The organism is Ignavibacteriota bacterium, assembly GCA_013285405.1.
GTDB lineage: Bacteria > Bacteroidota > Ignavibacteria > Ignavibacteriales > Ignavibacteriaceae > IGN2.
Window position 1 is genome coordinate 3404820 of the sequence record CP053446.1, and the last position, 15822, is coordinate 3420641.

General features: G+C 34.8%; 13 protein-coding genes and 4 tRNA genes. 2 read left to right on the forward strand and 15 right to left on the reverse strand.

All coding sequences use genetic code 11. The annotated features are described in order from the left end of the window. Positions 1 to 71: 71 nt before the first annotated feature. The 15 genes from HND39_14990 to HND39_15060 form a co-directional block, all read right to left on the reverse strand. Positions 72 to 992, reverse strand: coding sequence for a PstS family phosphate ABC transporter substrate-binding protein (locus HND39_14990; GenBank protein QKJ97484.1), 921 nt, complete (start codon positions 990 to 992; stop codon positions 72 to 74). Positions 993 to 1166: 174 nt separating this feature from the next. Next, a complete protein-coding gene (locus tag HND39_14995; GenBank protein QKJ97485.1) occupies positions 1167 to 3755 on the reverse strand; it encodes a DUF3160 domain-containing protein in 2589 nt (862 codons plus the stop codon). Between the two features lie 128 nt (positions 3756 to 3883). Further along, entirely contained in the window at positions 3884 to 5362 is a 1479-nt protein-coding gene (locus HND39_15000) for a hypothetical protein (GenBank protein ID QKJ97486.1), read from the reverse strand. An 858-nt stretch (positions 5363 to 6220) separates the two neighbouring features. Next, positions 6221 to 6295: transfer RNA gene (locus HND39_15005), tRNA-Glu, on the reverse strand. 31 nt (positions 6296 to 6326) lie between these two features. Then, positions 6327 to 6403, reverse strand: a tRNA-His gene (locus tag HND39_15010). A gap of 39 nt (positions 6404 to 6442) precedes the next feature. Beyond that, positions 6443 to 6519 (reverse strand) — tRNA-Arg (locus HND39_15015). A 534-nt stretch (positions 6520 to 7053) separates the two neighbouring features. Next, positions 7054 to 7278, reverse strand: coding sequence for a hypothetical protein (locus tag HND39_15020; GenBank protein ID QKJ97487.1), 225 nt, complete (start codon positions 7276 to 7278; stop codon positions 7054 to 7056). Between the two features lie 72 nt (positions 7279 to 7350). Further along, entirely contained in the window at positions 7351 to 7551 is a 201-nt protein-coding gene (locus HND39_15025; protein QKJ97488.1) for a hypothetical protein, read from the reverse strand. 72 nt (positions 7552 to 7623) lie between these two features. After that, positions 7624 to 8313 carry a hypothetical protein gene (locus HND39_15030; GenBank protein QKJ97489.1) on the reverse strand — a complete coding sequence of 230 codons (690 nt, stop codon included), beginning with the start codon at positions 8311 to 8313 and terminating at the stop codon, positions 7624 to 7626. 23 nt (positions 8314 to 8336) lie between these two features. Then, a complete protein-coding gene (locus HND39_15035) occupies positions 8337 to 8825 on the reverse strand; it encodes a hypothetical protein (GenBank protein QKJ97490.1) in 489 nt (162 codons plus the stop codon). A 52-nt stretch (positions 8826 to 8877) separates the two neighbouring features. Further along, complete coding sequence (locus HND39_15040; GenBank protein QKJ97491.1) at positions 8878 to 10263, reverse strand: AAA family ATPase; 1386 nt, start codon at positions 10261 to 10263, stop codon at positions 8878 to 8880. Next, the gene (locus HND39_15045; GenBank protein ID QKJ97492.1) at positions 10211 to 10420 is read right to left on the reverse strand and encodes a hypothetical protein; all 210 of its coding nucleotides are present in this window, start codon (positions 10418 to 10420) and stop codon (positions 10211 to 10213) included. The genes HND39_15040 and HND39_15045 overlap by 53 nt, the downstream gene beginning before the upstream one ends. Positions 10421 to 10958: 538 nt before the next feature. Continuing rightward, the gene (locus tag HND39_15050) at positions 10959 to 11669 is read right to left on the reverse strand and encodes a hypothetical protein (GenBank protein QKJ97493.1); all 711 of its coding nucleotides are present in this window, start codon (positions 11667 to 11669) and stop codon (positions 10959 to 10961) included. Positions 11670 to 11837: 168 nt separating this feature from the next. Further along, entirely contained in the window at positions 11838 to 12848 is a 1011-nt protein-coding gene (locus tag HND39_15055; protein QKJ97494.1) for a site-specific integrase, read from the reverse strand. 267 nt (positions 12849 to 13115) lie between these two features. After that, a tRNA-Pro gene (locus HND39_15060) sits at positions 13116 to 13190 on the reverse strand. Between the two features lie 196 nt (positions 13191 to 13386). On the opposite strand from HND39_15060, the gene HND39_15065 reads away from it, so the two are divergent. Then, the gene (locus HND39_15065) at positions 13387 to 14598 is read left to right on the forward strand and encodes an ABC transporter permease (GenBank protein ID QKJ97495.1); all 1212 of its coding nucleotides are present in this window, start codon (positions 13387 to 13389) and stop codon (positions 14596 to 14598) included. Further along, complete coding sequence (locus tag HND39_15070) at positions 14598 to 15821, forward strand: ABC transporter permease (protein QKJ97496.1); 1224 nt, start codon at positions 14598 to 14600, stop codon at positions 15819 to 15821. Before HND39_15065 ends, HND39_15070 begins: the two co-directional genes overlap by 1 nt. The last annotated feature ends 1 nt before the right edge of the window (position 15822 follow it).

A 15822-nucleotide genomic window follows, 5' to 3' on the forward strand; every position in this document is an offset into this window, starting at 1 on the left:
ATATTCTCTCTAAATTGTTTGAACGTTTATATCCACTTAATCAAGAAAGTTCGTTACTTTCTTCGGGAAGTTTAATCTTCTTTCCCTTTTGGAGGCAGCGGAATGTATTCCATTGACTCAACTAATTTTTGACCTTCAGGCGATAAAATAAAATCCATAAAGTTTTTCAATTCGCCTTGTGCTTCCCCATTTGTAAAACAGTAAAGGTATCGTGAAATCGAATAATCACCGTTCCAAATAGATTCGTAATTTACTTTACCATTTTCAGAGGGTGAGATTGCAGGAGATTCATCATCCTTTTTTATATGAAGTATTTTTACGTCATTACGAAGAGCAAAATAACCAACACCACCATATCCAATTCCTTTAACATCACGAGCAACTGCTTCACCGAGTGCTGCTGTCCCCTGTAAAACTTGCGTTGCTGGTGAGTAATCCACTTGCTTCCCTGATTCATCTTTACCTAAAACGTGATCTTTAAAGAATTCATAAGTACCACTGCTGTTTTCTCTTCCATAAAGTGTAATTGTCATTTCAGGACCACCAAGCTGTTTCCAGTTAGTAATTTTACCCGCGAAAATATCACTTATCTGCTGAACAGAAAGATTATCAATTTTATTATTAGGATGTACAATCAGTGCAATTCCATCAAGTGCAACTTCATAAACAATTGGTGTGACGCCTTTCTGCTTTGCTGTTTCCAATTCACTATCTTTTAATTCTCTGGAAGAATTTGCAAGATCAGTTGTACCATTTAATAAAGAAGCAACACCAGTTCCAGATCCTCCTCCTGTTACCTGAATAGAAAGATTTGGATTTTTCTGCATATAAATTTCAGCCCACTTCTGTGTAAGATTGACCATTGTATCTGAACCTTTTATGGAGATAACTTTTTTTTCTGTACCAGTTTCCTTTTTCTTACAGCTAATGAGGAATAAAGATGCGATCACAAGTGAAAATATTATAAAGTAAATAGGTTGCTTAGTATGCATTCGTTTTTCCTTTTCTAAATTATTTCTTTTTTATGCTCAAAATTAAAAACTTAATGTTAAGGAATTGTTAAGGAAGGGTTAAATGTATGTTAAGTTTAAAGGTGAAATGAAAATAAAAAAGCCCCATCCGGCAGTTGCAGGATTCGGGGCTAATAAGTAAAAGAAATTTAGAAATTATTTTAACAACGTCATCTTCTTATTCACTGCCCTGTCTCCAACCCGGATCGAATAAATATAAACTCCGCTGCTTACTTTATTTCCACCGGCATTATCCCCTTCCCATTTTGTTAAATAATTTCCTGCGGGAAGATTTTCATTCAACAGAGTTTTAACAAGCCTGCCATTGATATCATATATTTTCAATTCAACAAATGAGTTGGTTAAATCATACGGAATTGAAAAAGAAATTATCGTATATGGATTAAACGGATTCGGATAATTGTTAAGCAATATTTGCGACTGAGGGATTACCGGGTTTTTAATTTGCTCAACAGAAGTTATTAAAGATGGTCCGTTTCCTCTTGATTGACCAAGACTATCAGCCAAATAAATGTTTACCCATTCAGGTCTTAGCGCAGCTTGAAGATATGTCGATGCCCATTCATCATCTGTTAATCTTAAAAAGTTTGTTGTTCGGTATTCATAGTAACTCATAACAGGTCCAACGAACGCCGTTGGTTCACCAAGATGATTTTCAGTAATGAATACTCCAAGATTTATATTTCCAGTACCAACGTGGGAAATTGCTCCAATATAACCACCGCCACAATTAGTTGGAGTTGTATGAATATCTGCAACAATATGATCGCTTTCCATCAAACCCTCATAGCCCCATTCTCCTCGAAAAATATCATCGTAGAAAAGATTTGGGTACCAGCCATCGTATGCAACACCACTTTGACCGGTAGCATAAATCATTCCGCTTAAAAATGTTTGTTCTCCATTATTAAAAGGAATGCCTGCAAGTTCTTTTTCACAAATTGTCTGAAGCGTATCAGTTATTGCTTTACATCTTCCAAAGTAATAGATGATTTTATTTTTTATAGAAGGATCAGGAAAATTTAGACTTGTGAAATAATTCAGTGCTTCAGTCGAGTAATCATTCAGTACAGAATAAAATTCCGGAAAAGGCTCTACATAACTGAATGGATAAGAGCAAATTGTTCCTCCCGTATATGACTGTTTTGCATATAAAAGATTATCATGTCTCAACTCTGTCCATGATGCTAATTGAGTATTCATCTTCTGCTGCCAGAAAGCTGCGGTCTGCATAAATTCAGGGAAGCCGCTTCTGTCTTCAGGTGGATTTAACTTTCTGATTGAGTTCAGCCAATAGTTGTAAATAGAACTTCCCCAGAAATCAGGATCGTAATGATCAATTAAATATCTGAGTGCTGCAAGATTTGTTGAGTAGTGAAATTCATCTAATTCATCAATAAGTAATTGCGCGGATGCGCTGTTTCCAAGTGAAAACAAAACATCGAGTGTTGAAGGATATAGTCTGCAAATTCTATTTCCATAATAAAGAATTTTATCGAACACTACTGTCCCTGTTACGTATGAATCAATAACGAATCTTTGACCGAACATCATAAATGCTGAAGCAGGTTGAATACTATCAGGACTCATAGGGTCACCAAATAATATTTGAGACAGTATTAACTGGTATGCAAAAGCTTGATTTGCAAGTGTATCCTGGAATTCCACCATTTTCAGGCTATCTAACAACTCAGCAGGGTTATTCAAAGTTATTGCTTGTTTAAGATAATCAAGATGATCAAGTCGAACATTATCAGACTCACCCACAAAAAATTTAAGTATGTTCTCCATTTCATCATAGATCGAAGTTGCATTTGCAATATCAAAGAGCTCGTTTATCAGAAATGCATCAATAGCTTGTCTTTGAACATCCTGAAATGTTTGATTAGGACATTGAACCGGAATTGAAACCGGGGCAATCAAGTACAACTCAATTCTTCCCAACCACATCATTGCTTTGAAATAGCCTTCAAGATTATACGGTTTTTGTGGATCGTAAACATAATGCCCGCGTGGTTTAAATTGACTCCAATCCATTACACGGCAGGTAGTCGAAAAAATTGTTGAGGATACTCCTCCCTGTTCGTTATCAATCCAATTCAGAATGGAATCTATCATTACATCGTTTTCTGAATAGTATGGTGATACATTTTCCTGTAAGAGTAATAAAGGAACTGTTACATAAATGTCCACATCGTGCAGCATTGTAATCATTTCAGGATTACTGACGTAGTTGCTATGCAGTTGCGCAACAGAATTTCTCAAACTCCAGAGTAACTGAATTAATCTATACTTCAGTAAACCAACTTCCATATCAGTCAATATTCTATCGTACGAAATATGAAATGCGTGCAGAATCGCATCAGTCGAAACGTAAACTGGAAAATCCTGGTGAAATATTTGAAGTAATGATTCTCCGAAAGAAATTCGTTTCAACCTCTCGCTTACCATGAAACCATGATCTTCAATCAAAGATTTTTCATATTCAGAAAAATTAAAGTAAGCATCAAGAGAATCGAAGTAAAGAGCATCTTCATAATTAGTATTGATTTGATTTGTGAAATATCCTGCCGGATGCATCTGTAAAAGATCCTCAGTATTCATATTCTGATGAGCCTGGAGAAACTGTATATAATCATCAACGTTGAATACCTGGGAGTAAGTTATCGGAGAGATATTAAAAATAAGAATTGTAAACCAACTTAGTGTAAAAAGGTTTTTCATAATTTACCTCATTTTTTTTCAAACTTAATAAATAAAGTTGAAAATAACTATTTACAATTAGCAACGATTAATTAAAAAAGCCCCATCTGATGATTGGGGCTCAATGAATCATGAAATTGAATGAAACTTTAAAATCTCAATGACAAACTCGCAAGAATATTTTGACTAATGATTGATTGCCTGATTGGCGAAATACTGCTTCCATAATCTTCAGCCACATGATCCCACCATCCATAAACATAAGCGACGTTAAATTCCATAGCTCCCTCACCAGACCTGATACCAAGTCCGGCTGTTAAGAACTTCCTGTCATTTTCCGTCGGAGAATCTGCAACAGGATAAGGAATATACATTGCACCCGCTCTTGCACTTAGTCCCGTCCATGGTAACCTGAATTCTGCACCTATCTTAGCATTAAAGGTTTGAGTATATGTATCAATTATTTTTTTATTCAATGCAGATTGCTCGGGTACCGGCAAATCACCGGAAAATTTCATTTGCGTATAATCAATATAAGTTATTTCTGCAGTGCCTGTTATTATCCAGAGATTAACATCACCTGCTACGGAAAATTCATACGGCGTTTGGATTGTAAACTTATTAGAAATTACAGTATCCAGTTGTGTAACATAATCTGTTGTAAATTCACCTCTCCCTGTGAAATAATGATCTTCAGTCACAGAAATAATTGAAGGAGTTTTAACAGAACCGCCAATCGCAATGAAATTAAAGAATCTGTACAGTACACCAACTCTTAAATCAAAACCATTGAACACCCAATCTTTAATATCATTGATATAAAATGATTTAAATCCGGCAGTAAGAGGATCACTGGCAATAGTTCTAATGGAATCAGCATAAGAATCTCTCGAGTCAGATTCAGTAAACTCACCATCACGCAAATAATTACCAACGTTATAATTGAAACTGGCGCCAAAGAAAATGTTACTGGCTAATTCACCTGCTATACCAATTGACCAATGATTTATACCACCGTCCTCCAGTACGTAGCCTTCTTGATTTAAGTTACCATTAAAAATTGTTCTATCACCTAGATATTCATTGCTGATTAGATCGTACTCAGGATAACTTAATTGCAAATCTCTTGGAATATAATTATTGATTGAAGTTAAATCCTGAATTAATGAGTTATTGCCGGAGTTGAAAGAATTGAATTTTAATATTCTGTTAAAATCTTTTGATCTGTTATAACCGAGTGAGATTGCAAAATTATTTGAAGCCGAATCGCTGACTAATGGAATAACAATTCCTAATTGATTCAGAACAGTTTCAGTTCGTTTGCTTAATAACGAATCGGATAGATAGAAAGCTTCGTTATTGTATAAGTTTGCACCAACAGAAGTATTTACAGTAAATTTTCTTGCTAATCCTAATGTTGCCGGGTTTAAAAGAGTTGCAGTATAAGTATCATTAAATACCGAATTAGAATTACCCATACTCAGACTACGTGCATCATAAATTTGACCGCTGATAGAAAGTCTTAACGCATCTCCAACATTAGGTTTAAAATAATCCTGTGCATTAATTAAATTTAGAAAGCCAAGTTGTGAAAGAACAATTAGTATTACAAAGATTTTGTTTTTCAAATTTGAGTATTCCGAAATGTGAGTAAATACTTTTATTAATCAGTAAAAATATGTTCAAAATATTTCATTTAATAGTGTATAAATTAAGGTCTATTACAAATACAATTCAATCAGATAAAAGCAATGAGATAATTTGTTTGTTAGTAAAGAATAAAAAACTCCGATAAAACTACCGGAGTTTTGTGACTCCAAGGGGATTCTGCCGAAGGCATTCCTTTGGAAGAACCCTCTATTACCGCCGTAATTCTACTTTTTATTAAAATAAAAAAGCTTCGATATTTCTACCGAAGCTCTGGTGACCCCAAGGGGATTCTGCCGAAGGCATTCCTTTGGAAGAACACTCTATTACCGCCGTACTTCTACTTTTTATTAAAATAAAAAAGCTTCGATATTTCTACCGAAGCTCTGGTGACCCCAAGAGGATTCTGCCGAAGGCATTCCTTTGGAAGAACCCTCTATTACCACCGTACTTCTACTTTCTACCAAAATAAAAAAGCTTCGATATTTCTACCGAAGCTCTGGTGACCCCAAGGGGTTTCTGCCGAAGGCATTCCTTTGGAAGAACCCTCTATTACCACCGTACTTCTACTTTCTACCAAAATAAAAAAGCTTCGATATTTCTACCGAAGCTCTGGTGACCCCAAGGGGATTCTGCCGAAGGCATTCCTTTGGAAGAACCCTCTATTACCACCGTACTTCTACTTTCTACCAAAATAAAAAAGCTTCGATATTTCTACCGAAGCTCTGGTGACCCCAAGGGGATTCTGCCGAAGGCATTCCTTTGGAAGAACCCTCTATTACCGCCGTAATTCTACTTTTTATTAAAATAAAAAAGCTTCGATATTTCTACCGAAGCTCTGGTGACCCCAAGGGGATTCGAACCCCTATTACCGCCGTGAAAGGGCGAGGTCCTAACCATTAGACGATGGGGCCAATAATAATTTTAGAATTGAAATTTTAAAGTTGGGGTGAGCGATGGGATTTGAACCCACGGCCCTCAGGGCCACAACCTGATGCTCTAACCAACTGAGCTACGCTCACCATAAACATTATAAAAGTTTTCTTCAATATGGGCTCTAATGGTACGCCCGAGTGGACTCGAACCACTAACCCTCAGCTTAGAAGGCTGATGCTCTATCCGGTTGAGCTACGGGCGCTCAATATTTAGCTCAAATTCGCAACATTACTTTTAAGAACAAGCGCAAAAATACTAAAAAAGTACTACCAAAGTATAAAAAAAAGTAAAGAGTTTTTCTGACCTATTACTGACCGAATTTAATACGTTCAATCTGTCAAAGAGCAACTAACCGAAAAAGCCCCGCAGAAATTCATCGGGAGTCTAAACCCGTTGTTTAAAACTGCAAGGCTAATTCGGATTAGATAAAACTTGTAATTAGACTTTTATGAATTTTTTCTGTTATAAATTTACAGAAAAGTAAGGGTAGAAACAACGGTCATTCCCACCCTCCGGAGTTATGGCTAACCGATTACGCTTTTAATTTCAATGCATTCCCAAAAAACTGATAGTAGAGTGCCCTGTTTTTTGTATATCCCCCTGCTTTTTACCTATCCCCTTACGATTCGGATTTTTGCCTAATCTAAACGAGTACAGGGGGCAATCTGTTATTTTACATTCCCTGACTTCTTTAGCACTTCCACCGGAACATTCCAGGCAACACTTTCTTATCGATTTAATCGGTGTCATTGTTTTGTCTTCTCCGTATTTGTTCACCACTTCGGACGTGAACAAATATTTCCGGTAAATCCGAGACTGCATACTCCCCATTTTTTTTATATCGCTTTATCGCTTGTTCTCTCGTCTCTCCATCATATTCATTTACGATAATAACGTTTGACTTGTCTAATCCCCTCAGACGATTCATTATTTTTGAAATTCTATTCTTTAGATTTTCCATTTTCATCCTTATTATTTATTTGCCAAAATTCCCTCTCACCCTTAAGAAGTATTTCAAATTCATCCTTGTTTATCAAAAAAAATTTCCTATTTTTTGTTCAAGTTCATCAAGCCGTTGTTCGACTTCATACTTAAAATTGGCTTCTATAATTGCACGTAAAATATAAGTACGGGTTTTTGCGGTCTCGCTTTTTATCTTACCTTTTTTGTATAGGTCGTAAGTCTTGCCAATTTCTAACCGTGCCTGATTGATTGAAGTTATGATTTTTTCCATTTTTAGCTAACCTTCATTTGAACTTTATTCCATAGTAGTATGAGCCAAATTACTTGACTGTAAAAAGCATCATTAACGCATCTGAATATTTACCATTGGAAATTTTTGCTTTGAAGTTATTTGGCTTATCCGTCCATCGATAATATCAGTAATATGATTACAAAATTCCATCTCTTTTGTATAGGCTCCGAGTGGACGTTTTGAGAAATAAGCGTTTAGCTTTTCTCTAACAGGCTTTAATACTTCAAGTTCTTTTTGACTGCCTGCCTTTCTCGAATCATAAAGACGTCCTAACATACCTAATGCGTCGGTATTCTCAGACATTATCAATCCATCGATAACAGTTAGAAGTTCTTCCTTTGAAAATCGTTGCTTAGAAATTTGCAATCCTAATGCCTGTGCTGCAAATCCGGCTGCTTTCCTTTGTGGATCATCCGAGCAAGATAAGGGCTGAGTTATGTCATTAATCTTTCGTTCAAGAAATTTTTTATGTTCATTAAATTTATTTTTTGTCATCTGATAATTTGATAAAGAATCATTCAAATGTTTTTCTCGGACGGCTTGTTGCTTCTGGATTAATACTCCCGGCTTCATCTGATATTCTCCATCGTCTTCAACCTTCGGCGGGGACATATAAAATTTTTCATCGTTACTAAATATTTTCTCCAGTCTTTTTGTTTCATCGCTTGGAGCATGGAGAACGAGATCAGGGCTAATGTCGATTTTGAATAGTTGGTTAATGTCGGTTTTCTGGGCTTCCATTTTATTTATTCCTTTCTCTTTTATTATTCCTGTGTCTGATTTTTCTGATTATTTATTTCTTTGTGTAAGGCTCGATGATGTTGTCTGCAAAGAGGTTGAACATCAAGCGCATCATTGTAACTTAAGTCTAAATGATGTGCCTCAATATTTTTTTTACTTCCACAAATTGCACAAGGCTCTAAAGTGATGTTGCCAACTTTTTTATGATACTGTACTTTGTTTCTTGCTCGTATCTTTAGACCACCAGTCTCAGCCCTATCCTTTGCGATAGCACGAAGTTTATAGAAATAATGATTCTTACTACGTCCCCCCTTCCAATTCGGATTACGAGCGCCTCTCTGATCTTCACCATGCTGTAAAAATATCTGCTTTAATTGTTCCGATGTTCTACGCAAATTCTTTTGTTCTAAATAATGCTTGACCTGGTAAATAGAAACTCCAATCTTTGAAGCCAATTCCCGATTTGTGAGCTGAAGATTATTCTCAATATACCTGCAATCTTTATCTGTCATATTTTTGCCCTTCATATTCTTTGTCTGATGCTATCGCTTTTATTTCAATAACTTAGTTTGAATTATTTACCATTAATATGTCCTCAACCTCTGAAAAGTATTCGGTTGCAAGTTCTGTAAATTCCCCTGACTCTTTCATCATCAATAGAATTTGTTTCTTGTGTTTGTTGTGTCGATTCTTTTCGCATCTGAGTATGAAATGAGAGTCATTAAATTTTATTCTACCGTCTGTTTTCAGACCGTATTCTATCGGTTTGTAGATAGTGAAAAGAAAATCGGATTCTCTCGCAAGTCCTATTGATTCGGCAAGGTTGGTTATTATTGGCGCTTCTTTACCAGAACGATTTAACTGTGATAAAACTATAATCGCAACGTCAAGCTCTTTTGCTGTCAATTTCAAAAATTCTGAGTAGTGAGTTAGTTCACGTTCACGAGTTGTAAATTTCGCTCTTGACTGAATTAATCCTAAATAGTCAATACATACAACCTTCACGTGAAAACGATCACGCCAATATTTTATTTTTTGCTTTATATCTGCTTCCGTCAAAGGTCTGTCGTTAATGTAGAACGGCAATTTATTCTTACTAAGATTTGATAGAGTAATTCTACTCATTTCATCTTTACTTAATCTTTTAGGATTCCGCAACTTCTCTGAAGGGATTCCGCCAAGAATACCGATTAAACGGTCCGAGATTTCTTGCTCTGATTGTTCCAAAGAAATAAAGCCAACTGGGATGCCTTGCTTTGCTAAATCGAGCATGACATTTAATACAAAATATGTTTTCCCTTGTCCGGTGAAACCGGCAACGGTAATAAGATTTGATAATAGGATGCCACCAGTAGCAATATTAAGACTCGGAATTGAATTGATGTTGAGGGAATATTCATTCCCTGACATTCTGTTTTCTATGTTGCTTAATATCTCAGGGAGTTTGTCGGTAAAAGATTTATCTATTCTGATATTATCTTCAGCTATAAGCAATTCGTTAATTTCAGATTGTAAATCCATCAGCGTATCTAATCCTTTACAATCACTTTTAATTGCTTCAGCTTTGGTTTGTAGAATTTTCTCGATTGAGAAACTATACGCAACATCTTTGAACTGCATTAATACATCATTGGTTATCAGATAAGACAATGTTGGTACTAATACCCTATCTTTTAATTTTGTAATCCTATCAGCTCCAAACTGTTTAATTAATTTCACTAATAGCAAATCAGTAGCAACATCTTTGAGTGATAACTCTACAATGCTGTTATAAAGCGATTGGTTGCCCTCTGAGAGACTTTCCGAGCGGATTCGTTCCGCAACATACACAACGGCTTCAGGATCGTTTATCATCACACAAATAATAATTTCCTCAAGAGCGTTTTTATATTCAAGTTTATTCTGCATAGGTTGGTACTCCATTGAAACTGAGTATTGTTTCATCATCATTTTTAGACATATTAATTTCTTTATATTCTTGTCTGTGTCGGGCTGTTGTCGGCTTGTTGTCGGGTTTGTTGTCGGGATAATTGTTCAAAGCCTGATAGTAAGTCCATTTTACAACGGTTATAATTGATTTTCTGTTGTCGGATTTGATGTCCAACATTTTGAGGTTTTTTAATTTGGTTAATTGATCTCGGAATGTTGATGGCTTCATATTACAATCTTCAGCTCCCTCAAATCGACCTGTAATAAACTGACCTGCCCTCAATAGTATTTCTTGACCTTCAAATAATACTTTCGTTGCTTTGTGGTTAGCTCTGAGTAAGCAATAAGTCCACACTTGCCAAAGATTCGGATTCCGGAAAACGGTGCTCTTCAGAGCCTTTCGATAGAGTTTTATGAAGGTTAAATCATTCATAAATTCGACTCACTGAGGTAATTAAATTGGTATAGTCCTCTATCGTAAGTAATTGAAAATAAAGGGTGATCGTCTCTCAGGTTATCCGAAGGGCAAAAAAATGGAGTTTTGAAGTTTGAATAAACTTTAGAGAAAAGTGTCTTAAATGTGAAATTCATTATCCTTAATTCCTTTATATGAACTTTATTTGTGCAATCTATTTTTTGTGGATTGCACAATGCAAGAAAGAGAAATTTTCGGATAATTTCTGTAAATAGTTATTTACATTTTTGTAAAGATGCTTTTACAGGTCTTTCTTTTGAACTTTGTAACTATCTCTAATGCTTATTAATAGCTGGGTTGGAAATCCATTTCCGCAAATTAGATCTGATTCATTATATTTTTTCAGCAACTTATTTGCCTTAATGATCGCTTGAAATTGCTTTGGTTTTGGTTTTTCTGTTGTTTCAATTTCCTTAATCTTTTTCATAAAATTAAAGTCATAAGTTCTCCCGGCGTTCGCTTTCATTTCCATTTTTTCAAGTTCACTCTGAGTTATTAGATTCTTTTCCCTTAGGATTTTTAGTAACGGTAACATAAATCCGTAAGACAACAAGAAATATTCCCCGACTAAATCTTTCGCTTCATTTTCTAATAACGTGTATTGTTTTGTTTTGCTCCCAAACGTCCGGTCTAAAATTACAATGCTTTCCTTTCCGATAACATGCTTCTTTTCTTTTAGAATAATTTTTTTCTTAGTGAAGTAATAATCAAAGTTATTTCTCAACTCTTTTTGAATCATCATAAATGAGTTGATAAGCAAATCTTTTTTCAAAGTATCATCAAATGCAGTGGGTTCAATTTTCGATATGATTGAATAAGTTTCCTCAAATTTCTCATTAAATATTTGCCATACTTTTGACAGATATTTCGATTTTTCATAATATTTTATTAGTCCATATTCCGATATATATATTCTGTTTTTTTTGATTTCTTTTGAGATTAAATCATCCATTTTTCATTCCTTCTTTCTTTCCTTATGTAAAAATTAAAAAATTATAAGAAGCTATCAATTCCAGACAAATACCTGTTTTAATCCTTCTTATATCATTGGAGAGTATTTATCCCTCAATAACTCTTTATAAATCAATAGAATAAATCAGCTATCTACGCCGATGCGCTGTTAAATCTGAATAATACTTATTGAATTTCTCAAATCTTCAGTTCTTACATGGCTGTATATCATTGTTGTCTTAATATCAGCATGACCGAGTATCTTTGAAACGTGGTAGATACTTACACCGCTTTGAACTAACCAAGAAGCCGTTGTGTGTCTTAGTGAGTGAAATGTCAATTTACTATTTATCTTTGCTTTGCGTACATACTTCTTAAATTTATGAGTGATGTAATCCTGTTTGATCTTCTCATTAAACAGAGTGAACACAAAAGACGATTCTGATTGTCGCTGTCGTTTAGCTAATATCTCAAGAGCTGGTTCGGTTAGTGGAACGGTTCGGATTCTTTTTGACTTAGTTAAGTAATTCTGGTTATTTAGGATTAATAATCGCTCGTTAAAATCAACTTGACTCCAATCCATCTGGATAAGTTCACCCTGTCTTAGTCCGGTATAAAGAGCAATCTTAACAATGTCTATTATATCGGGGTTGTCAATTACTTCAATCAACTTTTGAAAATCTTCCTTGCTATAAAATAAGGGTTGTTTCTCTGGTAGCCTGAAGCGCTTAATTTTCTTCATTGGATTCTCTAATAGAAAACCGTCCTGTACTGCTTTGTTAAGCATACTCGCTATTTGCCGGTAGTCTCTACTTGCTGAATAAACAGAGGACGATTTCAGTCTATTCAGTAAATATGTTTCGAGTTCTTTTGATGTTAGCTCGGTTAGGAATGGATTACCAAAAGCAGACTTTAGAAAATTGAATGTTGTTTTATAGTTCCGCATTGTTTTGGCTGTGAAGATAGGTTCTGCATACCTGAAGAAATGAAATTGAAATTCTTTGAGTCTGATAGGTTCAACCAACTGAGAGTTTTTTATTTCTTGCTCCCTCTGGAATTTCACAAAAAACTTTTGTGCTTCCTTTTTGGTTCTCTCACCCGTTGAGATTGCTGCCCGTTTATTATCCTTGTCTTTATAGATAATATAATATCTGCCGTTCTGGTTTTTGGATAAGAACATAGTAAAGCTCCTTGTCTCTCAAAGACAGGATTGAAGTATAAAACAGGTAAAGAATGATAGGTAAGTTTTTTTTATGTAGTTTGCTTCCTCAGCTTAGAAGGCTGATGCTCTATCCGGTTGAGCTACGGGCGCTCAATTCAAAATATCAATAATCAATTTTCAAATAACAAATAAAATTCATTGCTCAAATTTCAAATAACAAACCATTGGAATTTTGAATTTAGAATTGTTTGTTATTTGGTGCTTATGATTTGGTCTTTTAACCAGTCGGGGCGGCAGGATTCGAACCTGCGACCTCCTGCTCCCAAAGCAGGCGCGATAGCCGGACTACGCTACGCCCCGATTTATCTTTTGATAGAAGAACAAATATCTTAAAAATTGAAGCACAAATATATCTATCGAATTCTGAAAAAAAAAGTAAATTACGTGGGGTATCGCATTATGAATTCTTTTTTATTCATCGTATCAATTTTAACTTGATTCTGTTATTTTTTGTTACATAAAATAGAATTTTTCAATTAGTTGTCGCTGGTTGTTCATGATTGTTTCCTGGTATATCGCAAAGCAATTTATTCACTCACGAAAAGATTCGCGCTTTATTAGTTTGATTTCAACGATTGCAATTATGGGTATTGCGCTTGGTGTTGCAACTCTTATAATTGCCATTAGTGTGCTCAAGGGCTTTGAACAAACTATTACAAATAAAGTCATTGATTTCGATTCACATATCAAGATCACATCTTATCGCTCGGATTTACCTGACTACAAAAAAACTTTGCCGTGGATTCAATCTCATCTGGAAAAATTTAATCCCAAGATAACTCCATTTTCATCCAAATTGGTACTAATTAGCAATAAGAAGAAGAAAGAGGGAATCAATTTATTTGGACTGGATGCTGATAATGATAAACCCTTTTTTGTGAATAATATTGTTGAAGGTGATGTCAAGCTTTCAGATGATAAAATATTGATTGGTAAAAAACTTGCTGATAAATTATTTCTTAAAGTTGGTGATCGGGTAAATATATTTTCTTTAAAAAATGATCAGATACCATCACCAGATAATTTACCAAACATTCAAAAATTTGTTGTCAGCGGAATTTTTGAAAGTGGCATGACTGAGTATGATGATACATATGCTTATACTTCTTTAGAATCTGCTCAGAAACTTTTTGATATTGGTGACAATATTACCGGAATTAATATTAAACTTGGAAACATCTCAAAGATTGACAGCCTTACTACATTTCTGAGTAAATCTCTTCGGTATCCATACCTTGTCAGATCTGTATATCAGATACATAGAAATATTTTTACGTGGATTGAATTGCAGAAAGAACCAATTCCTATTGTTCTCGCACTAATAATTCTTGTCGCAGTTTTTAATATTGTTGGTACATTGCTGATGATTGTTCTTGAAAAAACAAATTCAATCGGAATAATCCAAACGTTGGGATCTAAACAGCATCAAATCATTTCCATCTTTATGATACACGGTGCTTTTCTTGGAATAATAGGAATCTTTATGGGAAGTTTATTAGCATCCATTCTGATTTTTGTACAGGAAAAATTTAATATTATAACTTTACCGTCATCTGTTTATTTTATGTCAAAAGTTCCGTTTTTACTTACTGCCGATACTTTTATATGGATAGCGATTCTCACTTTTGTACTTTGTCTTCTGGCATCAGTTATCCCTAGTTATATTGCATCGAAGATAAGAACTTTAACTGCATTGAGGTCCGGCTGATGAGATACGAACGATTTATCGCAAAAAGATATCTGGTTTCAAAACACAAAATTAATTTCATTACTATTATCTCAATCATTTCAATTACCGGTATAACGATTGGAGTTGCAGCATTAATAATTGTTCTCTCCGTTTTTAATGGATTCGGCAGTCTCGTCACAAGTTACCTGATGAGCCTCGATCCTCACATCAGGATTAACGCAACATCAGAAGCAGGTGAGAAATCATTACCAAAATTAGCCGGATCATTGGATTCAATTGATGATGTGAAAGCATATTCAGCTTATGTGGAAGGAAAAGTTCTTGCCTATAACAAAGGATTGACACAAGTAGTTAACCTGAAAGGAATCGAGAAAATTTCTATCAATAACGTTTATATGTTAAACGAAAATATTGTTGATGGCGAAGATAAGTTTTCAGATATTTCAAGTGTATTCATTGGTCTTCCTTTAGCTGATAAGATGCGGGTAATGGCTGGAGATACTCTTATTTTAATTTCACCGTTAAATATTGAGCAAGCAATCACCCAACTCTCCTTGCCATTATCAAAGACGTTTATAGTAGCTGGTGTTTTTATTTCTAAAAATAATGAATATGATGAAAGCTATATTTTTAGTGATCTAAAAGATGCTCAATATTTATTTGGTTACAAAAATAATTTTCAAGGATATGATATAAGGTTAAATGACATCGATGAGTCAAATGCAGTGAAAGCACAACTTGTTTCCAAACTTGATCAAAATAATTTTAGTGTAAATACCTGGTATGATTTTCATAAAGAACTTTACTCTGTTATGCAAATTGAAAGATGGACAGCATATATAATCCTCTCATTAATAATTGCAGTTGCTACTTTCAATATTCTTGGTTCTTTGTCAATGTCAGTAATTGAAAAGAAACGCGACATTGGCATATTGAGATCAATAGGCGCTACGGAAAAATCAATTTTAAAAATATTTATGTTCGAAGGTTTGCTAATCGGAATCATTGGTACTCTGCTCGGCGTCTTGATTGGATATGCAGTGTGTTACATCCAGATTAAATACAATATTTATCCATTGGATCCTTCACAGTACAAAATTGATTCGCTTCCGATTGAAATCAGAATTTCAGATTTCTTTTTCATAAGCTTTGCATCCATGTTGTTATCATTTCTGGCTTCGCTGTACCCGGCAAAAAAAGCAGCAAAAGTTAATCCGATTAGTGCAATTAAATGGGAATAAA